The 13,666-nt window shown below is 68.4% G+C and carries 13 protein-coding genes; 10 read left to right on the top strand and 3 right to left on the bottom strand.

Going from position 1 to position 13,666, the window contains the following annotated elements:
* Positions 1 to 52: 52 nt before the first annotated feature.
* The 4 genes from IT40_RS18190 to IT40_RS18175 are packed head-to-tail and all read left to right on the top strand — an operon-like array spanning position 53 to position 4,018.
* Positions 53 to 1,039, top strand: coding sequence for a 3-oxoacyl-[acyl-carrier-protein] synthase III C-terminal domain-containing protein (locus IT40_RS18190; protein WP_036758116.1), 987 nt, complete (start codon positions 53 to 55; stop codon positions 1,037 to 1,039).
* The gene (locus tag IT40_RS18185; protein ID WP_036758115.1) at positions 1,039 to 1,971 is read left to right on the top strand and encodes an NAD-dependent epimerase/dehydratase family protein; all 933 of its coding nucleotides are present in this window, start codon (positions 1,039 to 1,041) and stop codon (positions 1,969 to 1,971) included. The genes IT40_RS18190 and IT40_RS18185 overlap by 1 nt, the downstream gene beginning before the upstream one ends.
* Positions 1,959 to 2,741, top strand: a complete 783-nt coding sequence (locus IT40_RS18180; RefSeq protein WP_036758114.1) for an MBL fold metallo-hydrolase — start codon at positions 1,959 to 1,961, stop codon at positions 2,739 to 2,741. Before IT40_RS18185 ends, IT40_RS18180 begins: the two co-directional genes overlap by 13 nt.
* Positions 2,738 to 4,018: a F390 synthetase-related protein gene (locus IT40_RS18175; protein ID WP_036758112.1), complete on the top strand. Its 1,281-nt coding sequence runs from the start codon at positions 2,738 to 2,740 to the stop codon at positions 4,016 to 4,018. The genes IT40_RS18180 and IT40_RS18175 overlap by 4 nt, the downstream gene beginning before the upstream one ends.
* 50 nt (positions 4,019 to 4,068) lie before the next feature.
* Here the strand turns inward: IT40_RS18175 and IT40_RS18170 are convergent, their stop codons facing one another.
* Entirely contained in the window at positions 4,069 to 4,812 is a 744-nt protein-coding gene (locus IT40_RS18170; RefSeq protein ID WP_116171127.1) for an SDR family NAD(P)-dependent oxidoreductase, read from the bottom strand.
* 253 nt (positions 4,813 to 5,065) lie between these two features.
* Here IT40_RS18170 and IT40_RS18165 point away from each other — a divergent pair, with 253 nt between their 5' ends.
* Complete coding sequence (locus tag IT40_RS18165; RefSeq protein ID WP_052096126.1) at positions 5,066 to 6,331, top strand: CAP domain-containing protein; 1,266 nt, start codon at positions 5,066 to 5,068, stop codon at positions 6,329 to 6,331.
* Positions 6,332 to 6,392: 61 nt separating this feature from the next.
* Here the strand turns inward: IT40_RS18165 and IT40_RS18160 are convergent, their stop codons facing one another.
* Entirely contained in the window at positions 6,393 to 7,316 is a 924-nt protein-coding gene (locus tag IT40_RS18160; protein ID WP_147307270.1) for an ATP-grasp domain-containing protein, read from the bottom strand.
* 297 nt (positions 7,317 to 7,613) lie between these two features.
* Here IT40_RS18160 and IT40_RS26890 point away from each other — a divergent pair, with 297 nt between their 5' ends.
* The gene (locus tag IT40_RS26890) at positions 7,614 to 8,354 is read left to right on the top strand and encodes a hypothetical protein (protein WP_052096125.1); all 741 of its coding nucleotides are present in this window, start codon (positions 7,614 to 7,616) and stop codon (positions 8,352 to 8,354) included.
* A 180-nt stretch (positions 8,355 to 8,534) separates the two neighbouring features.
* Here the strand turns inward: IT40_RS26890 and IT40_RS18150 are convergent, their stop codons facing one another.
* Positions 8,535 to 8,858 carry an FYDLN acid domain-containing protein gene (locus IT40_RS18150; RefSeq protein ID WP_036758107.1) on the bottom strand — a complete coding sequence of 108 codons (324 nt, stop codon included), beginning with the start codon at positions 8,856 to 8,858 and terminating at the stop codon, positions 8,535 to 8,537.
* 149 nt (positions 8,859 to 9,007) lie between these two features.
* Here IT40_RS18150 and IT40_RS18145 point away from each other — a divergent pair, with 149 nt between their 5' ends.
* The 4 genes from IT40_RS18145 to IT40_RS18130 all read left to right on the top strand — a co-directional run bounded on the left by IT40_RS18145 (position 9,008) and on the right by IT40_RS18130 (position 13,426).
* The gene (locus tag IT40_RS18145) at positions 9,008 to 9,691 is read left to right on the top strand and encodes a M48 family metallopeptidase (protein ID WP_036758149.1); all 684 of its coding nucleotides are present in this window, start codon (positions 9,008 to 9,010) and stop codon (positions 9,689 to 9,691) included.
* A gap of 45 nt (positions 9,692 to 9,736) precedes the next feature.
* A complete protein-coding gene (locus tag IT40_RS18140; protein ID WP_036758106.1) occupies positions 9,737 to 10,381 on the top strand; it encodes a GntR family transcriptional regulator in 645 nt (214 codons plus the stop codon).
* A 102-nt stretch (positions 10,382 to 10,483) separates the two neighbouring features.
* The gene (locus IT40_RS26885) at positions 10,484 to 11,335 is read left to right on the top strand and encodes a helix-turn-helix domain-containing protein (protein WP_052096124.1); all 852 of its coding nucleotides are present in this window, start codon (positions 10,484 to 10,486) and stop codon (positions 11,333 to 11,335) included.
* A gap of 120 nt (positions 11,336 to 11,455) precedes the next feature.
* Positions 11,456 to 13,426 carry a TonB-dependent receptor domain-containing protein gene (locus IT40_RS18130; RefSeq protein ID WP_116171125.1) on the top strand — a complete coding sequence of 657 codons (1,971 nt, stop codon included), beginning with the start codon at positions 11,456 to 11,458 and terminating at the stop codon, positions 13,424 to 13,426.
* Positions 13,427 to 13,666: the final 240 nt, after the last annotated feature.

Here is a 13,666-nt window from a genome sequence, read left to right as displayed (position 1 = left end):
AATCGGGGCGATTGTCAATGTTAATGAACATCGTTCAATAATGGTGCCTCACATGTCTCCGATCAATCTCACAATCACCGGGACCGGCAGCTACCTGCCCGCCACGGTCCTGCCTTCGACCGATATCGACGACCGCATGGGATGGGCGCAGGGCGAATGCCAGGCGCGCTTCGGCATCGCCTCGCGCCATGTCGCCATGCCCGAGGAAACCACCTCGTTCATGGGCGCCGAGGCGGCGCGGCGCGCCATGGAGATGGCGGGTTGCAAGCCCGAGGATCTGGACATGATCCTGGGCGCCTGCGGGGTGATGGAACAGCCGATCCCCTCGACCGCGACGCTGGTGCAGGACCGGCTGGGGCTGGGCCGGTCCGGCATCCCGGCCTTCGACGTGAATGCGACCTGCCTCAGCTTCCTGCAGGCGCTGGACCTTGCGGCGATGCATGTCCAATGCGGCCGGGTGCGGCGGGCGCTGGTGTTTTCCTCGGACATCGCCTCGGTCGGGCTGGACTGGAACCGGCCCGAGGCTGCCGCGATCTTTGGCGACGGCGCCGCGGCCGTGGTGGTCGAGGCGGGCGGCAAGGGCGCGGTGCTGGCGCATGATTTCCAGACCTATGCCCATGGCCATGACGCCTGCGTGCTGGCGGCGGGCGGCACGCGGGTCAATCCGGCCCGCGGTATCGCGCCGGGCCAGGATCGCTTTCACATGGACGGGGGCAAGGCGTTCAAGGTCGCCTCGCGCTATCTGCCGCGCTTTCTGCAAAGGCTGCTGAAAAAGGCCGAGGTGGGGCTGAACGGCATCGCCTGCGTCATCCCGCACCAGGCCAGCGCCCAGGCCCTGCAGCACGCGACCCGCAACCTGTGGCTGCCGCCCGAGCGGGTGATCGACATCTTTGCCCATGCCGGCAACCAGATCGCGGCCTCGATCCCGACGGCGCTGGATCATGCGGTGCGCTCGGGGCGGCTGATGCGCGGGGATACGGCGCTGCTGATGGGCACCTCGGCCGGCATCTCGCTCGGCGGCACGATGGTGCGGTTCTGATGCGCGCGCTGGTGACAGGGGCCAGCGGCTGCCTGGGCCGCGCCTTGGTCGAGCAGTTGGCGATGCATGGCTGGGACGTCAGCACCACCGCGCGCCAGCCCGCGGCGCTGCCCGGCTTTCGCGCCGCCGATCTGGTCAGCGCCGATCTGGGCCCGCTGCTCGACGGCATCGACGTGGTGTTCCATTGCGCCGCGCGCAGCTCGGCCTGGGGCACGCGGGCCGAGTTCCATGCCGACAACGTGCTGGCGACCCAGCGATTGCTGGACGCGGCCGAGCGGGCAGGGGTCAAGCGCTTCGTCCTTGCCTCATCGCCCAGCATCTATGCCGACGGCACCGACAGGCTGGACGTGGCCGAGGATGCGCCGCTGCCGGCGCGCCCGCTGTCGCTCTATGCCGAAAGCAAGCTTATGGCCGAGCGGATGGTGCTGGGCCATGCCGGGGCCATGGGCTGCACGGCGATCCGCCCGCGTGCCATCTACGGCCGCCACGACCGGGCGTTGCTGCCGCGGGTGATCGAGGCGATCCGGCGCGGCCGGCTGCCGATGATCCGGGGCGGGCGGGCGCTGATCGACCTGACGCATCGGCACGATGCGGCGCGGGGGATGATCCTGGCCGCCTCGGGTCCGCGCGGGGGCGTGTGGAACATCACCTCGGGCGAGGCTTTCAGGTTCTGCGACCTGGCCGAGATCATCGCGCATCGCGCCGGGCTGCGCCTGCGCGGCATGCCGCTGCCGCAGGGGCTGGCGCGCTGGCTGGCCGGTGCCTCCGAGGCCGTGGCCCGGATGCGCGGCGGGGCCGAGCCGCGGCTGACCTTGCAGGCCGTGGCGTCCCTGGGCAGCAGCCTGACGCTGGACATCTCGGCCGCGAGGCGGGATCTGGGCTATCGGCCGCGGGTCGGCTTCCAGGAGGGGGTGGCGGAATGCTTCGCCTGACCACGCTGAAGATCGGCGAATGCCGCGCCCCGGCCTGGGGCGCGGGACTGCCGGGCCTGGGCGGCGCCACCTTCCCGGCGCTGGCCACGCTGGTCGAGACGGAAAGCGCCTGCGTGCTGGTCGATACCGGCTATGGGCCGGCCTTCTTCGCGGCGACGCGGGGCTTTCCGGCCCGGCTCTATCGCTGGCTGACCCCGGTTCGGCTGCCGGCGCAGGAACAGCTGCTGCGCCGGTTGCCGCGCCTGCCGGATCTGGTGTTCCTGACCCATATGCATGCCGATCACAGCGCCGGGCTGATCGACCTGCCGGCCGGCATCCCGGTCACGGCCTCGGCCGCGGCGATTGCCGAATTGCGGGCGCTCGGCGATCTGGCCAGCATCCGCGCCGCCTGTCCGCCGCTTTTGCGCGACGCGATCCTGGCGCGCGATCCGCAGACGGTCGAGGCATGCGTGGCGGTCCCGACCGGCCTGCCCGAATTTCCGCAAGGCCATGACCTGCTGGGCGACGGCCGGCTGATCGCCGTGCCGCTGCCGGGCCACGGCACCGGACAGATGGGGATTTGGCTGCCCGAGGCCGCGCGCTTCCTGGTCGCCGATGCCGCCTATGGCCGGGCGCAACTGCGCGCAAACCGGCTGCCGCCCGGCCCGGTGCTGGCGCGCCTGGGCGATGCCGCCGCCTATCGCCGGACCTTCGCCCGGCTGCGCGCGCTGATGCTGCGCCGCCCCGACATCACCATCGACCCCTCGCATTGCCCCGAGACCGCCAGATGAGCCTGACCGCATTCCTGCACAGCCGCCATGGCCGCGGCTTTTCCTGCCGCGCCGAGATCGAGGCGCATCACGCCGCCGCCTTTCGCCGCTTCCGCGCGCGGGTCATGCCGCGCTCGCCCTTCTATCGCGGCATGGCCGACCTGCCGCTAAAGGCGTTGCCGCGCATGGACAAGGCGCGGCTGATGGCGAATTTCTCGGCCATCAACACCTGCGGCATCGACCATGACGCGGCGATGCAGGTGGCCATCCGGGCCGAAACCAGCCGCGATTTTCGCCCGCTGATCGGAAAGGTCTCGGTTGGGCTGTCCACCGGCACCTCGGGCCAGCGCGGGCTGTTCCTGGCGACGCCGCGGGAAAGGCGGCTCTGGGCCGCGATCATGCTGGGGTGCTACTGGCCGGAACTGTGGCGGCGCCAGCGCGTGGCGTTCTTCATGCGCGCCGACAATGCGCTTTATCGCAGCCTGTCGAATCCGCTGGTCCGCTTTGCCTTCTTCGACCTGCTGTCGCCCTTCGAGGACCACCTGGCCCGGCTGGCCGATCTGGACCCCAGCGTCCTGATCGCGCCCGCGCGCATCCTGGCGATGCTGGCCGAGCGGCAGGCGGCGGGCGGGCTGGCCCTGTCGCCGCGACGGGTGATCTCGGTCGCCGAGACGCTGTCCCCCGAGGATGCGGCGCTGATCGAACGCGCCTTCGGCACCCGCGTCCACCAGGTCTACCAGGCGACCGAGGGCGTCCTGGCGATGACCTGCCGGCTGGGCCACCTGCACCTGAACGAACGCTGGCTGCGCATCGACCGCGACGTGATCGACGCGGCAAGCGGCGCCTTCTGCCCGGTCATCCACGATTTCACGCGCGAAAGCCTGCCGATCCTGAACTATCGCCTGGACGACGTGCTGATCCCCGATCCCGATCCTTGCCCCTGCGGCTGCGCCAGCCAGCGCATCGCCCGCATCGAAGGCCGCGAGGACGACGTCCTGTGGTGGCCCTCGGTCACGGGGCCGCGCATGGTCGCGTCCGAGGCGATTCGAACCGCCATCGCCTGCCTGCCGCAGCCCTTGCGCGACTATCGGGTCGTCCAGCAGGGCAGGATGCTGCACCTGTGGCTGGACGCAGCCGCGCCGGGTGCCGAGCCGGCGCTGCGAACCAGCTTGGCCGGGCTGGCGCGGCGACTGGGGGCCGAACCGCCCGCGCTTGTCTTTCATCGCGGCCTGCCGCCGGAAACCGACGCCAAGCGCCGCCGGATCAGGGTCTTGCCCGAGGCGCGGACCGGGGTGTGACGGCCGGAGCCCAGGGGTTTCCGCCTGCCCGGCAGCCCCCCGCGACCGTGTCAGACATGCTGGCCGCCGTTGATGTGGATCTCGCTGCCGGTCACATACGACGCCTGCCCGCTGGCGAGGAAATAGACCACCTCCGCCACCTCTTCCGGGCGTCCGAGGCGCTTCATCGGCACCTGAGCCTCGATGAGCCTGTCGGTGCCCGGCGACAGGATCGAGGTCTCGATCTCGCCGGGGGCGACGGCGTTCACCCGCACCCCGTATTCGGCAAGGTCATAGGCCAGCTCGCGGGTCAGGGCCGAGAGCGCGGCCTTGGAAACGGCATAGGCCGCCCCGGCGAAAGGATGCACCCGGCTGCCCGCGATCGAGGTGATGTTGACCACCGCGCCCTGCCTTGCCTTCAGCGGCTCCAGAAGCTCCTGGCAGAGCTGCAGCGGGGCGACCAGGTTGACCTGCTGCACGCTCAGGAGCGTTGCCAGCGGCGTGACCAAGGCCCCCATGCGCCCGCCGTCCCCGCACTTCGGGGAAATCCCGGCGTTGTTGACCAGGGCCGACAGCCCGTGCCCGTCCAGCATCCGTTTCAGCCTGTCGGCGGCACCGGTGATCGAGCCTGGGTCGGACAGGTCGACCTCGATGTGATGAATAATGCCTTCGGCCCAGGGGCACTGGGTCGAGAAGGGCGTGCGCGCCAGGGTGATGACCTTCCAGCCCTGGCGGTGGAAGTGGCGCACGATGGCATGGCCGATGCCGCGGCTGGCGCCGGTGACCGCGACGACGGGCTTGGAAGGATCGGTCATCATTTCTCATGTCCAGGTGACGGTGCGCGTGGCGAGCTTAGCCCCGGCCTTGGTCCAGATCAAACGGGTCCGCCGGTTGCGGCGTTCGGGCGGCGCAGGTCCGGGCGATGCCTGCGCGCCCGGCCCTGGCGGCGGGGCGGCTGGCTGATATCCGCCGCCCTGCCCTGGCGGTGGTTCTGATTCCGCCCAGGCTCTGATATGCTCCCTGAAGCTGCATTTCATGAGATGAATTCTCGCTAGGCGGATAACGACCATGTCCTTTGCATCTGCAAACGAGCGCTACTTCGTCAGCCTGGTCAACCAGGCTCGCCGGGCCGAAGGGCTTCCCGCGCTGTCCATCGAAAAACGGCTCAACGATTCGGCCGAGGGCCATAGCCGCTGGATGCTGGAGACGGATGTGTTCTCGCATACCGGCCGCGGCGGCTCTTCCTCGCGCGAGCGGATGGAGGCGGCGGGCTTCGACCTGGCGGGCAACTGGATGACGGCCGAGAACATCGCCTATGTCTCCATCCAGGGCGAGGCCGACCTGCGTGACGAGATCCGCCAGTTGCACCAGAACTTGATGAACAGTTCCGGCCATTATCAGAACATCATGAGCGATGCGGCCTTTATCGGCATCGGGCTGGAGGTCGGCTATCTGACGGTGAACGGCCGCGACTACAAGGTGCTGATGGCGACGCAGAACTTTGCCGATACGGACGGGCAGGTGCGCGTCGATACCGGCACCTTCACCCGCGTCGCCAATCCCGGCGCGGACCTGTCGATGCAGTCCCGCGCCGACTGGCTGGCAAGCTTCAACGGCGAGGTCTTCGTCACCCCCGGCCCGACGCAAAGCACGCCGCGCAACGACGATTATCGCCTGACGGCCCGGCATGATGTTGCGTCGGGCGGGGACGGTCACGATTGGATGGACGGCAAGGCGGGGCATGACACGCTGAACGGTAGCGGGGGTAACGACCGGCTCATCGGTCGCGAAGGCTTCGATTCCCTGCATGGCGGTTACGGCAACGATACCCTGCAAGGTGGCAACGGCAACGACACCCTGGATGGGGCCGCCGGACATGACCAGATTCGTGGGGATGCCGGCAATGACACGCTTTTGGGTGGGGCGGGTTTCGACACATTGCTGGGTGGAACCGGTGCTGACAGGCTGGACGGCGGTGCAGGCAATGACTGGCTCAGGGGGGAAGGAGACAACGACCGCCTGATCGGCGGCGATGGCAATGACACGCTGCATGGGGGCTATGGCAACGACGTTCTGGTCGGGGGGGCCGGGGCCGATGTGTTCATCTTCCAGGATGGCCATGGCGCCGATACGATCAACGGCTATCAGCGCGGCATCGACCGGCTGCTGATTGACGATTCCATGCTGGACGCGAACCCCGCCGCCTTCATCCGCGACCACATGCAAAAGACCGCGAATGGCGTGGTCATCGACTTCGGCGACGGCGACCGGATCGTGGTCAACGGCCAGAACCTGACCGTGGCCCAGGTGGCGGACGACATTTTCGCGATCTGACGGCGATCCCCCGGCCGAAACAAACGGCCGAGGGCAGGGATATGCAGAAGCGGGCAGCCGGTCACGCCGCCTCTTGCAGCCGTTCGGGGGCGGGCGCAGGCAGCAGGCGCTTGCCGCAAGCTGCAATCAGGTAATGCTGCAAATAGCTGCCCGCATTTCCGGTGATGGACCCGCCGAGCCGGGGATTGATCTCGAAGATCTTCGGCTTGCCGTCCATCTCGCGATAGTCGATGCAGCAGGCGCCATTCGCAAATCCCACCCTGTCCAGGATTTCCGTGAACAGATCCCGATGGCGCGAACCTTCCTGCCATACCAGGCTCTTGTGCCCGGTATTGATCCCCTTCACATGCGGCATGTCCGGCATGTCGAATATGGCCGTGCGGGAAAAAGCGATCCGGCCGTCGCGCATCAGCAGATATGCGGATAATTCGGTAGTGCCGGGAATATATTCCTGCAGGAATTCCTGCTCGGGATCGTAGACCAGCGGCGAATCCGGGGTCAGGCAGAAAATACGCGACAGCTTGCCCCATTCATCCTTGCGGCGCTTGACGATGATGGGCTCGCCAATCGGAAGGTTGCCGGGATCGGCGAACATGGCCGGGACGTAATCACCCAGGCCGGCGCTGGCCATCAGCCGGTTGAAGGCAAGCTTGTCATGGCAGTTTTCCTGCGCCGTGGCGCTGGGGAACAGGGCGTTGAACATCTCGCCCCCGGCACGCCTTTGATCCAGGAAATCGCGGTCCCACAGGGTCAGCGGGACCACGGCGTCATAGCTGGACAGATCGGCATGGCGAAGATCCGCCATATGGCTTTGGATGCCGATGGCCTGCGCGCTGCGCTCCAAAGCTGCCGACCAGTCGGCCTTCATTCCAAACAGAATACTTTTCACAACAAACCTCCCAGGCAATCGATAACTGATTGCAATCCGCCAGAGACAACAATCGGAACGCGAACAGGCCCAGTGATGCCCCACGGGGTGCTGCATGAGAAGCTGACTTTTTGGGCAGTTATTGCCCGAATTCTGCGGAGAATTGGCGCCAGGCGCCTGATATTTCCACGATATGGACGGATTTCCCGCCCGCTGCCGGATTGGCGGATCGGCAGGGGGTGACGGCGCTGCCAACCGCTCCGGGCGCCGCGCCGTCGAGGGTATTTTCGCCCCGGTCGGCGATTCTCGAAAACGGTTTCAAGGGGGTGCGACAACGATACGCAGCTGCGCGGGATGACGCGGATGCGATCCGGCGCGACGAAACCCTTTCCCGCTTGCCGGGGTTTAGACCCGATGAGCATGAAGGAGGTAAGAGTCATGCTGAAACGCAGTTTGACGACCGCCCTGGTCGGCGGCAAGGCATTGGCGCTTGGCGCCATCATGGGCTCCACCGCGCTTGCGCAAAGCGGCGAGGTGATCGAAGGCGATACCACCGTCATCGAGACGCCCTCGGGCAACACCGCGATTGCGCCGGGCGCGGCGGTCGAGCCGAGCGCGCCGGTGGGCGCGGTTCTCGAGCCGGATTACCCGTTGCTGGAGCAGCTCGACAATGACCAGGAGATCGCGCGGACGCTGATCGCGCAGGGCTTCAGCGACGTGCATATCCTGCGCGAGGGCCCGATCCTGACGATCAATGCGCAGCGCAACGGCCAGCCCACCGAACTGGTCTACAGCATCGCCAATGGCAGCCTGATCTCTGTGGACGGCGTGGAACTTCGCGCCGAACCGGACGAAAGCGGCAAGGGCGGGCCGACCGCCTCGGAAACCCAGGATGGGCCCGGCGCCGGTGATGAACCCGGCGAGGATGCCGGGGGTGATACGGGCGGCGATACGGGTGACGGGACTGGCGACGGAACCGGAGAGAATGGTGATGGTTCGGACGGCTCCGACAGCGGCTCCGACGGATCGGATGGCGGCACCGGGGGCTCTGACGGAGGCGCGGATGGCGGCGCGGACAGCGGCTCCGACGGCGGTTCGGATGGCGGCTCCGATGGCGGTGATTCCGGCGGCGATGGTGGCGAAGGCAACGGCTGATCCCTGCCGCTAAGCCTACGCCAGCCCCTGGGCGGGCGCGTGCCCTCATTATGGCCGCACCGCCCGGCGAAGGCCGGGCCAAGATCGACGACACCCGCCAGAGCCTGCCATGGCCCAATAGAGGAAGGCCCCGGCGGCGCGGTCGCGCTCCGGGGCCTTCTGGTTGGTCAGGACGCGGATCTATTCGTCGTCGCTGTCCGGCACGTCGGCGATGTCGTCCAGCGACATGTCGCCATCGTCGTCGTCATCGTCCAGCAGATCGTCGTCCAGATCGCCGGTGTCGGCGTCGTCGTCCAGATCCTCGTCTTCGGCCAGGTCGGCCTGGTCCGCGTCGCGCGCAGCGGTCTTTTCCGAGATCAGCGAGCGCGAGCGACCGTTGGTCAGGCTTTCCACGGTAAATTCCGCACCGCAGGCCGGGCAGGTCATCGGGTCGTTCATCAGGTCGTAAAAGCGCGTCGCGCAATGGGGGCAAAGGCGTTTCGTGCCCCATTCCTCTTTGGGCATGGTTGTTCTCTTTCTGCCGCGTTCAGCTAAATCCGCTGTCCCCTGCCACAGCCGGGGCAGGGTGTCAAAGCCTTTTCCCCCTTGCGGCCGGCCGGCGGTGCGGGGGAAAGATGGGCAGAGGCGCGGCCCTTCGCAAGATGGGGGAACGGATGGACAGGATTCTGGTCGGAGGCGACATTCCGGTGACGCTGCGGCGCTCGTCCAGGGCGCGGCGCATGACCCTGCGCGTAGCGCGCGCGGGGGGCGAGGTGGTGCTGACCCTGCCCAGCCGCACCAGCCTGTCGGACGGCCGCGCCTTTGCCGAATCGCGGGCCGAATGGCTGCGGCAGACCCGCGCCGGGATGCCGCCGCTTTGCGTGGTCGAACCGGGCGCCCTGCTGCCCGTCGAGGGGCGCCCGCGCCGGATCATGCCCCATGACGGGCGGCGGGTGGAACTGACCGAGGCGCTGCTGCTGGTCCCGCAGGGCCGTCCCGCCGGCCTGCTGGTCGAGGCCTGGCTGAAGCACCTGGCGCAGGCGCGGCTGAGCCGGGCCTGCGACCGCCATGCCGCGGCGCTGGGGCGCGGGTTTCGCGCGCTGGCGCTGCGCGACACGCGCTCGCGCTGGGGCAGTTGCACCCATGACGGGCGGCTGATGTTTTCCTGGCGGCTGGCCATGGCGCCGCCCGAGGTGCTGGACTATGTCGCCGCGCATGAGGTGGCGCATCTGTTGCACATGGACCATTCGGCCGCCTTCTGGACCGCAACCGGCCGGCTGATGCCCGATTACGCCCGCCATCGCGATTGGCTGCGCCGGCACGGGCATGAACTGCTGGCTTGGCGCTTTCGTTCCTGACCGCACCGGCTTGACGGCGCCGGCATTTGTGATCACAGATGGCGCATGACAGCTTCGCGTTCCTCGGAAAGTTCGGCCCATGAGCGGCTTTATCGCAACCTGCGCCAGCGCATCATGCTGGGCGAGCTGCCGCCGGGCCTGCCCCTGACCCTGCGCGGCATCGCGGCCGAGCATCGCGTCTCGATGACGCCCGCGCGCGAGGCGGTGCGGCGGCTGGGGGCCGAGGGGGCGCTGTCGCTGTCTTCCTCGGGGCGTATCGCCACGCCGGAACTGTCGGTCGAGCGGATCGAGGAGCTTGCCGCCCTGCGCGGGCTGATCGAGCCGGAACTGGCCGCCCGCGCCCTGCCGCGCGCCCACCAGGCCCTGATCGAGCGCATGGCCGTCATCAACGCCGCCATCGGCGAGGCGGCCGAACGGCACGACGCCGTGGGCTATATCCGCACCAACCTGGAGTTTCATCGCCTGCTTTACCTGCGCGCCCAGGCGCCGGCGATGCTGGCCATCGTCGAGACGGTCTGGCTGCAGCTGGGCCCGACCATGCGGGCGCTTTACGGGCGGATGAAACGCAACGAGCCGCCGCGCCATCACCGCATGATCCTGGCCTCGCTGCGGGCGGGGGACGAGCCGGGGCTGCGGCTTGCCGTGCGCGCCGACGTGACCCACGGGCTGCGCCACCTGGGATCGAACTAGGCGGGCGGGCTGCCGGGGCGCGACAAGTCATCGCTGCCCGAAATGATTTACCTTAACACTCAGGTATTCTAGGCATGGCGGATCAGGAGGTATCCCGCGACCATGCCAGGCTTTGCCCAGGACCGGACGACCGCTTTTGCCGGCCCCGAACTCGGGCGCCTGCGCCAGATCGACAGCTGGAGCGCACCGCTGCTGCTGCGCATCACCCGCCTGCACGAGGGCCAGGCCTGCAAGCCCCATGCCCATGCCCGCGGCCAGTTCCTGTTCCCGCGCAGCGGCCGCTGCCGGATCTGGACCGAGGGCGAGATCTGGACCGCCTCGCCCCGACAGGCGATCTGGATCCCCTCCGGCGTGCTGCATTATGTCGAGGGGATTGCCGCGACCGAGGTGCATAACGCCTATGTCGATGCCGGGATCTGCCGCGACATGCCGGGCCGGGCCAAGGTGATGACCGTCTCGCCGCTGCTGGCCGAGTTGATCGCCTATGCGCTTGGCCGCGGGGCGGAGGCCTTGCCGGTCGGGGCGGATGCGCGGGTGCATCAGGTGATCGCCGACCAGATCCGCAGCGCCCGCGACGTGGCGGCGATGCACCTGCCGCTAAGCGGAGACGACCGGCTGGGGCCGCTGCTCGACCGGATGGTGCGCCACCCCGAGGACGGCCGGTCGCTGGAGCAATGGGCCGATGCCGCGCATATGAGCGCGCGCACGCTCGCGCGGCTGTTCCTGCGCGAAACCGGGCTGTCCTTTGGGCAATGGCGGCAAAGGCTGCGGATCATGGAGGCGATGGCGCGCCTGGCCGAGGGGCAGTCGGTGCTGGCCGTGTCGCTGGACCTGGGCTATGCCAGCCAGAGCGCCTTCACCGCCATGTTCCGCAAGGTGACGGGCATGACCCCCTCGGACTTCCTGCGCGACAGCGCCGCCCCGACCGGGCGCGGCCGCCGTCCGGGATCCTGACCGCGCCCTGTCCGTTTCTCGACGGCTTTTGGCCGGGGCGAAACAGACCGCCCCCCGCCCGGCTGATACAAGCCGCATACCCAAGAAAATTTATCGGGTTTGCCGGAGGCGAAGGAACAGATGATTGTGAAAAGGTTGATTTCGGGAAAAGGGTGCCGGGTTGCCCTGGCCGCCGGGCTGGCCACGGCCTCGGCCCTGGCGATGACTTCTGCCGTGGCCCAGGAGGACACGGTGCGGTTGGAAACGATCTATCTCAAGGCCGGAACCGACGCGGACGGTCAGTCCGTGACCGATGAAAGGATCGCGCAGCGCCAGCCGCTGACGCTCAACGATTTTTATGCCGCCGAGCCCGAGGTCCATGTCAGCGGCGCCGACCGCAGCACGGCGCAAAGGGTCTATGTCCGCGGGATCGAGGAAACCAGCCTCAACGTCACCGTGGACGGCGCCCGCCAAAGCGGCAACCTGTTTCGCCACAACGGCAACATGGGCATCGACCCCTTCATGCTGAAGCGGGTCGAGGTCGAGGCGGGCACCGGCAGCGCGCTGGCCGGTCCGGGCGCCCTGGGCGGCGCCATCCGCTACGAGACCAAGGATGCCGAGGATCTGCTTCTGCCGGGGCAGCGGCAGGGGGTGATGCTGCGTTTCGCCGGGCAGAGCAATGGCGACCGGCTTTCGCCGTCCCTGGGCTTCTACGGCCGGCCGGACGAGCGCTTTTCCTATCTGGTCTATGGGTCCAAGACCTGGGCCGGCAATTACAAGGACGGCGGCGGCAACGAGGTTCCCTATAGCGACGACGAACCCGCCGAGGGCTTGGTCAAGCTGCGCTTCCGTCCCGCCCCGGACCACGAGATCGCCCTGACCCACAACCGGCGCGAGGACAACGGCATGCGCGCCACGCAGGCCAATTTCGGCCTGCCGGATGCCGAGCCGCAGGACCAGGAGTTCACCCGCGAAACCATCAGCCTGCGCTATTCCTATGCTCCGGCGGGCAACCCGCTGATCGACCTGGAATTGCGCGCCTATGACAACCGCAGCGCGCTGAAGCGGCTGACCGCCTCGCCGTCCGAGGGCGAGTGGCTGACCAGCGGCCTGGATATCCGCAACCGTTCGGAACTGGGGGCGCTGGTGCTGACCTATGGCTATGACTACACGAGGGAACAGTCGCGCGGCCGCGCCGGTTCGGGCCCGCGCGTCTCGGAGACGGGCGAGACGCATGGCCTGTATCTGCAGGCGGAATACGGCTTTGCCGGGCATTGGCTGGCTTCGGGCGGGCTGCGCTATGACAGCACCTCGCTGACCGACCTGGCGGGGAACCACTATGACGGCGACCACCTCAGCCCGAATGTCGGGCTGCGCTTTGAAACGGCGCAGGGGCTGTCGCTTTTCGCCTCGTGGTCCGAGGCGCATCGCGGCGTCCGTCCGGTGCCGGGAACGCAGCTGACAAGCGGGATCAACGCCGCCGCCACCGACCCGACGCTGGAGGGCGAACGCGCCCGCACCACCGAGATCGGCGCCACCTTCGACGCCAATGGATGGCGCGCGGGGCTGATCCTCTTCGACACTCGCATCGAAGGTTCGATCCTTTACGGCGGGCAGCGCGGCATGCCCTATGCCCGGACGCGCGGCGGCGACATCGACAGCCGGGGCTTTACCGCGCGGCTGGGCCGGGACTGGGGCGACTGGAGCCTGGACCTCAGCTATTCCCGCGCCGATGTCGATTACGCCGGCGTTCCGGTCGGGCCGGGCGACTGGTCGAACGGCGTGGCGCCCCAGGGCGACAAGCTCGTGCTGGACATCGCCCATGCCATGGCCGCGCATGACCTGCAATTCGCCTGGACCAGCATCCTGGTCCTGGCCGAGGACGACCTGCCCGCCACCTTCACCGCGCTCGAGGAACTGCCGGGCTATGCCGTGCATGACCTGTCGGTGGTCTGGCGGCCGGCGGAAGGGCAGGAATACAGCCTGGCGATCCAGAACATCTTCGACAAGCGCTACCTGGATCACTCCACCCCCTACAGCGTGTCGGGCGGCGTGACCAATCTTTACGAGATGGGGCGCAGCATCCGGCTTGCCGGGGGCTGGCGGTTCTGAACTCCGGCGCGGGCTGCCGGCGGGACCGTGACGGATGGCGATCCCGGTCCCCTGGGGTAAAGCGTTCGGGCGATGGCCACCGGCGCCAGCGTCACCGTCCGTTCGTCCGCACGCCGACGGGTGTTCCTGGCGATGGGCGCGAAGGTCGCCGGGGCCGTTCACCAATGCGCCGCGCATTCGCCGGGGCCAGGCTATGGCGGCGCGGGGTGCCGATTGCGACGATCGTGGCCCCGCCGGCCC

Origin of the sequence: Paracoccus versutus (assembly GCF_000763885.1) — a bacterium.
GTDB classification, from domain to species: Bacteria; Pseudomonadota; Alphaproteobacteria; order Rhodobacterales; family Rhodobacteraceae; genus Paracoccus; species Paracoccus versutus.
Note: the sequence above shows the minus strand (reverse complement) of the source record. Positions and strands in the feature narration are given on the sequence as shown.

Bases quoted from the DNA above. Each gene is read 5' to 3' on its own strand.
- IT40_RS18190 (WP_036758116.1), top strand. From the start codon at position 53: ATGTCTCCGATCAATCTCACAATCACCGGGACCGGCAGCTACCTGCCC.
- IT40_RS18185 (WP_036758115.1), top strand. From the start codon at position 1,039: ATGCGCGCGCTGGTGACAGGGGCCAGCGGCTGCCTGGGCCGCGCCTTG.
- IT40_RS18180 (WP_036758114.1), top strand. From the start codon at position 1,959: ATGCTTCGCCTGACCACGCTGAAGATCGGCGAATGCCGCGCCCCGGCC.
- IT40_RS18175 (WP_036758112.1), top strand. From the start codon at position 2,738: ATGAGCCTGACCGCATTCCTGCACAGCCGCCATGGCCGCGGCTTTTCC.
- IT40_RS18170 (WP_116171127.1), bottom strand. From the start codon at position 4,812: ATGACCGATCCTTCCAAGCCCGTCGTCGCGGTCACCGGCGCCAGCCGC.
- IT40_RS18165 (WP_052096126.1), top strand. From the start codon at position 5,066: ATGTCCTTTGCATCTGCAAACGAGCGCTACTTCGTCAGCCTGGTCAAC.
- IT40_RS18160 (WP_147307270.1), bottom strand. From the start codon at position 7,316: ATGCAGCACCCCGTGGGGCATCACTGGGCCTGTTCGCGTTCCGATTGT.
- IT40_RS26890 (WP_052096125.1), top strand. From the start codon at position 7,614: ATGAGCATGAAGGAGGTAAGAGTCATGCTGAAACGCAGTTTGACGACC.
- IT40_RS18150 (WP_036758107.1), bottom strand. From the start codon at position 8,858: ATGCCCAAAGAGGAATGGGGCACGAAACGCCTTTGCCCCCATTGCGCG.
- IT40_RS18145 (WP_036758149.1), top strand. From the start codon at position 9,008: ATGGACAGGATTCTGGTCGGAGGCGACATTCCGGTGACGCTGCGGCGC.
- IT40_RS18140 (WP_036758106.1), top strand. From the start codon at position 9,737: ATGACAGCTTCGCGTTCCTCGGAAAGTTCGGCCCATGAGCGGCTTTAT.
- IT40_RS26885 (WP_052096124.1), top strand. From the start codon at position 10,484: ATGCCAGGCTTTGCCCAGGACCGGACGACCGCTTTTGCCGGCCCCGAA.
- IT40_RS18130 (WP_116171125.1), top strand. From the start codon at position 11,456: ATGATTGTGAAAAGGTTGATTTCGGGAAAAGGGTGCCGGGTTGCCCTG.